The following is a 3171-nucleotide window of genomic DNA, read 5'->3' on the forward strand; positions in this document are numbered from 1 at the left end:
GGCGGCCGACACGAGATTCGGGTCGTCGAACGCCACCGACGTGCGCCCGAGAGTGTGAGAGAGTCGCATCCCAGAGGTGCCCTTCCGGGTTGAGGTGTTTGGAACCGTCGCAAGTCCCAATCTCTCAGCACGGCAGGGCACCTCGTCGTTACGGCACGCTCACCCGACCAACTTCATCGGTGGATCGAGGCTAAGAAGACTATTCCCGCGTTGCAGCGCGTGTCCGACCCAGTGCCTAGGCCGGCAGGCGGGGGTCTACGGTGACTTGTCGTGAGTTCGACCACGGCCGTGCCGCCCGCCTCGACTGTCCCGACCTTGACACGCCGGGTGTTCCGGCTGGCGACATTGTTGACCTTTCTGGCGGTTGCTCTCGGTTCACTAGTGTGCGCGAGCGAATCCGGATTCGAGTGCGGCAATTGGCCTGGCTGTACGGCTTCGGCTCTCCTCCCGTCGGGGTCGGTTAGCTCGTTCTTCTACATGAATCCCTGGATCGAGATGACGCACCGTACGTCCGCGATCCTCGTCGGCCCGGCGGCGCTCGCCGCCGCGATCCTGGCGCTTCGCCTCAAGGGTGCGGTCCCGCTGGTCAAGGCCCTGCCGTGGGTGACCGTGGCGGGTGCGCTCGTCGCCGGGTACTTCGGCCGGCAGACCGTGCTAGGTCTCCCCGTTCCCGCGTGGGGTGGCGCGCTCGATCTGGGCTCCGCGCTCGCCGCGATGGCGGCGATGGTGGTTGCGACGGAGGCGTTGGAGCGCACGCCGACGCGCCCCTCGCCGTCTCGCGTGAGCAGCTTGGCGTGGGTCAGCGTCACGGTGATGGTCGCCATGCACCTGGTCAGCCTGTTCGCCGCGGGCCCTCGCTCCTATACTCGCTGCCTGAGCTGGCCGGTCTGGGAGCTGCTGGCGGCGGACCAACTCGCGAGCGGGCCTGCTCAGGTCATTCGAATCGGCCTCGCTATCGGCGCTGCGTGCGCTGTCCTGGCCTCAAGCTGGTACGCCAGGCACCAGGCGGCGCTGCGCGGTCCGGCCGTCGGCACCGGCGTCCTGCTTGTCATCGTCCTGATCTTCGGCCTGGCCCTCCGGGTGACGCACTCCGACCAACTGGGGGTCCCGTTCTCGGTGGCCACCGTGGCCCTGCTCTGGACGCAGGTACTGCTCGCCGCCCGCGCCTCGCTACGCATTGGCGACGAACGCTGATGGGGCCGGAAGCTGCCGTTGACCCGCTCAAACGTGTGGTGGGCCCCGTCGGGCTCGAACCGACGACCGGCGGATTGAAAGGGCGGACGCACGCCCCCTTGAGCCGCCAATTCCCTTGCCTCCCAACACCTTGCCTGGCCGCTCAAGGGCGCCGAGAGCCCCAAAGTGTCATGTGTACCCGGCCAATATCCGGCCATCGCCTTCGGCCGTGAGACTACCCTCGGCCCCCGTGGCCTTCACCACGGCTGCGCCGTCCAGGGCGGGCGCCGAGGAGCAGCGTCCATCCGCCGACTATGGGCACCGGACTTCGCCCCCAATGACGCGGTCATGACAGTCCCCTCATGCCGAATTGCGGACGTCGCAGGGCGGCCCTTGACTGTGGTCAAACGGCCTAGGATCACGGGGCATGGGTGAGGCACAGGACCGGCTCGAGCGCCTGATCAAGACGGTCTGGGGCCCGCACTTCGCGAGTTGGGGTGCACGGGTTCAGGCAAGGTGTGGACGCTTCCCGATGAGCGGGATTGGGCGATGCTGGGATTCCAAACATCGCAGGCCAGCACTGGCAACGAGGCCAAGTTCACGATCAACCTGATGGTCATTGGCAAGGCCGCGTGGGAAGAGGCCAGGGCAACCTACAGTTACTACTCGGCCAAGCCGAGCCCCGAACACGGTCGCCCTGCATCGGTAAGTGCAGCGTGCGGGCTTCCTGAGTCACGGTCGGGACCACTGGTGGAGACTCGCCGGAGACGGCAGCAATGAACGTCAGGTTGCGGAAGACATACTCACGCTGCTGCAAGACGTCATCGTGCCGAAGCTGACGACTGAGATAGCCGACCAAACCCTCGGTCCTCGTGGCTCATTCGAGGCAGTCAGGCGAGCCTGACCCACGAGTCGCCGCCGTGTCGGCACCTCGAAGTCGCACGCTCATGCCGCTGTCAGTGGTCTCCGAACCTCTGTTGCGCGGCTTGCCGCGTGATGTCGAGCGCGGCACCAATGACGGTCCAGGAGTCGCCCGCCTGACGGGCGGCGCGAACCGCGTCGCGCAGCTCCTGCTCCGCGACCGCGAGACCGTTCTTTGCCGCAAGGATGCGGCGGAAGGACGCGGCGTCGCGCGCCGGGTGAGTGGAGGGGTCAAGGTGGTCCAAGCCGGTGCGGTCGTGGTTGGTCTTCAGGTTTGCCATGTCATTCACCTCATCGCAGATAGTCGAAGAACTTCGGTCGGAGCCTGTCAGCGTGGATGATGCGCGTGGGCTGACCAGCAGGCACCGCGACAAGTTCCAGCATGCGGCCGTGTTGGTCAGGGCCGATCACGAGGAGGCGGTCCTCGCCGTCGTATTCGTATTCCACGAGCCGGATGGCGTTGGTCCATGCGTGCTCGATGTCGGCGGCATCGATCCCGTGCTTGAGGGCCGAGCGCACAACCTCCACGACGTCAACTCTAAGTTGACATCGCGCACGCCGTCAACCTTTGCTGGCTCTTCGATCTTTAGCCCCGGTCTTTCATGAGCAGCGGGCGACCGCTGCGAGGGGCGCGCTGAGATCTGGGGTGGCGGCGCGAGCTGATCGGGGGTGTGACGAGGTGCCGGCTGGCGCTGCCGGGCTGCGGTTCTCCGGGGTGGTGATCTCGTGGGTGGGTCGGCCGGTTCAGGCTGGTTGCGGGATCGCGGCGATGTTCGCGAAGACTGCGACGATCGCGGTAGCCCAGGGCCACGTCTCGGGGATCTTCAGTCGTCGCCGTCGGGCGCTGCGGGTCAGGCGGGCGGGCACGTGGAGGAACCGGTAGCGCAGCGCCTTGGGCTCGCAGTCGCGCAGGATCTTCGCGTCGCCGGTGAAGGCGAGCAGCCTCGTCCAGGCGACCAGGTCGGCGGCGACCTGGGTGAGCATCAGCCAGGTGGCGTTGATCGCGAACTGGCGCGAGGGGAGCCGGCCCAGACCACTGTGAACCGGCACGGGTTTGATGCCGCATCGTTTCCGGTC

The 3171-nt window shown here is 66.9% G+C and carries 6 protein-coding genes; 3 read left to right on the forward strand and 3 right to left on the reverse strand.

Annotated features, from left to right (window positions below):
- The first annotated feature begins 477 nt into the window (after positions 1–477).
- The 3 genes from ABWV20_RS18960 (at position 478) to ABWV20_RS18970 (ending at position 2077) form a co-directional block, all read left to right on the forward strand.
- Positions 478–1194 carry a hypothetical protein gene (locus tag ABWV20_RS18960; protein WP_353357991.1) on the forward strand — a complete coding sequence of 239 codons (717 nt, stop codon included), beginning with the start codon at positions 478–480 and terminating at the stop codon, positions 1192–1194.
- A 450-nt stretch (positions 1195–1644) separates the two neighbouring features.
- Positions 1645–1953 carry a DUF4304 domain-containing protein gene (locus ABWV20_RS18965; protein WP_353357999.1) on the forward strand — a complete coding sequence of 103 codons (309 nt, stop codon included), beginning with the start codon at positions 1645–1647 and terminating at the stop codon, positions 1951–1953.
- A complete protein-coding gene (locus ABWV20_RS18970) occupies positions 1883–2077 on the forward strand; it encodes a DUF4304 domain-containing protein (RefSeq protein WP_353357993.1) in 195 nt (64 codons plus the stop codon). Before ABWV20_RS18965 ends, ABWV20_RS18970 begins: the two co-directional genes overlap by 71 nt.
- 52 nt (positions 2078–2129) lie before the next feature.
- On the opposite strand, the gene ABWV20_RS18975 is transcribed toward ABWV20_RS18970, so the two are convergent.
- From ABWV20_RS18975 to ABWV20_RS18985, 3 genes are all read right to left on the reverse strand, one after another.
- A complete protein-coding gene (locus ABWV20_RS18975; protein WP_034714501.1) occupies positions 2130–2375 on the reverse strand; it encodes a hypothetical protein in 246 nt (81 codons plus the stop codon).
- 10 nt (positions 2376–2385) lie between these two features.
- On the reverse strand, positions 2386–2622 hold the full coding sequence (locus tag ABWV20_RS18980; protein ID WP_353357995.1) for a BrnT family toxin: 237 nt from the start codon (positions 2620–2622) through the stop codon (positions 2386–2388).
- A gap of 216 nt (positions 2623–2838) precedes the next feature.
- The coding region (locus ABWV20_RS18985; RefSeq protein ID WP_353357997.1) for a transposase at positions 2839–3171 on the reverse strand (333 nt) is incomplete at its 5' end.

It is taken from the genome of Intrasporangium sp. DVR (assembly GCF_040365325.1).
In the GTDB taxonomy this organism is placed as follows: domain Bacteria; phylum Actinomycetota; class Actinomycetes; order Actinomycetales; family Dermatophilaceae; genus Intrasporangium.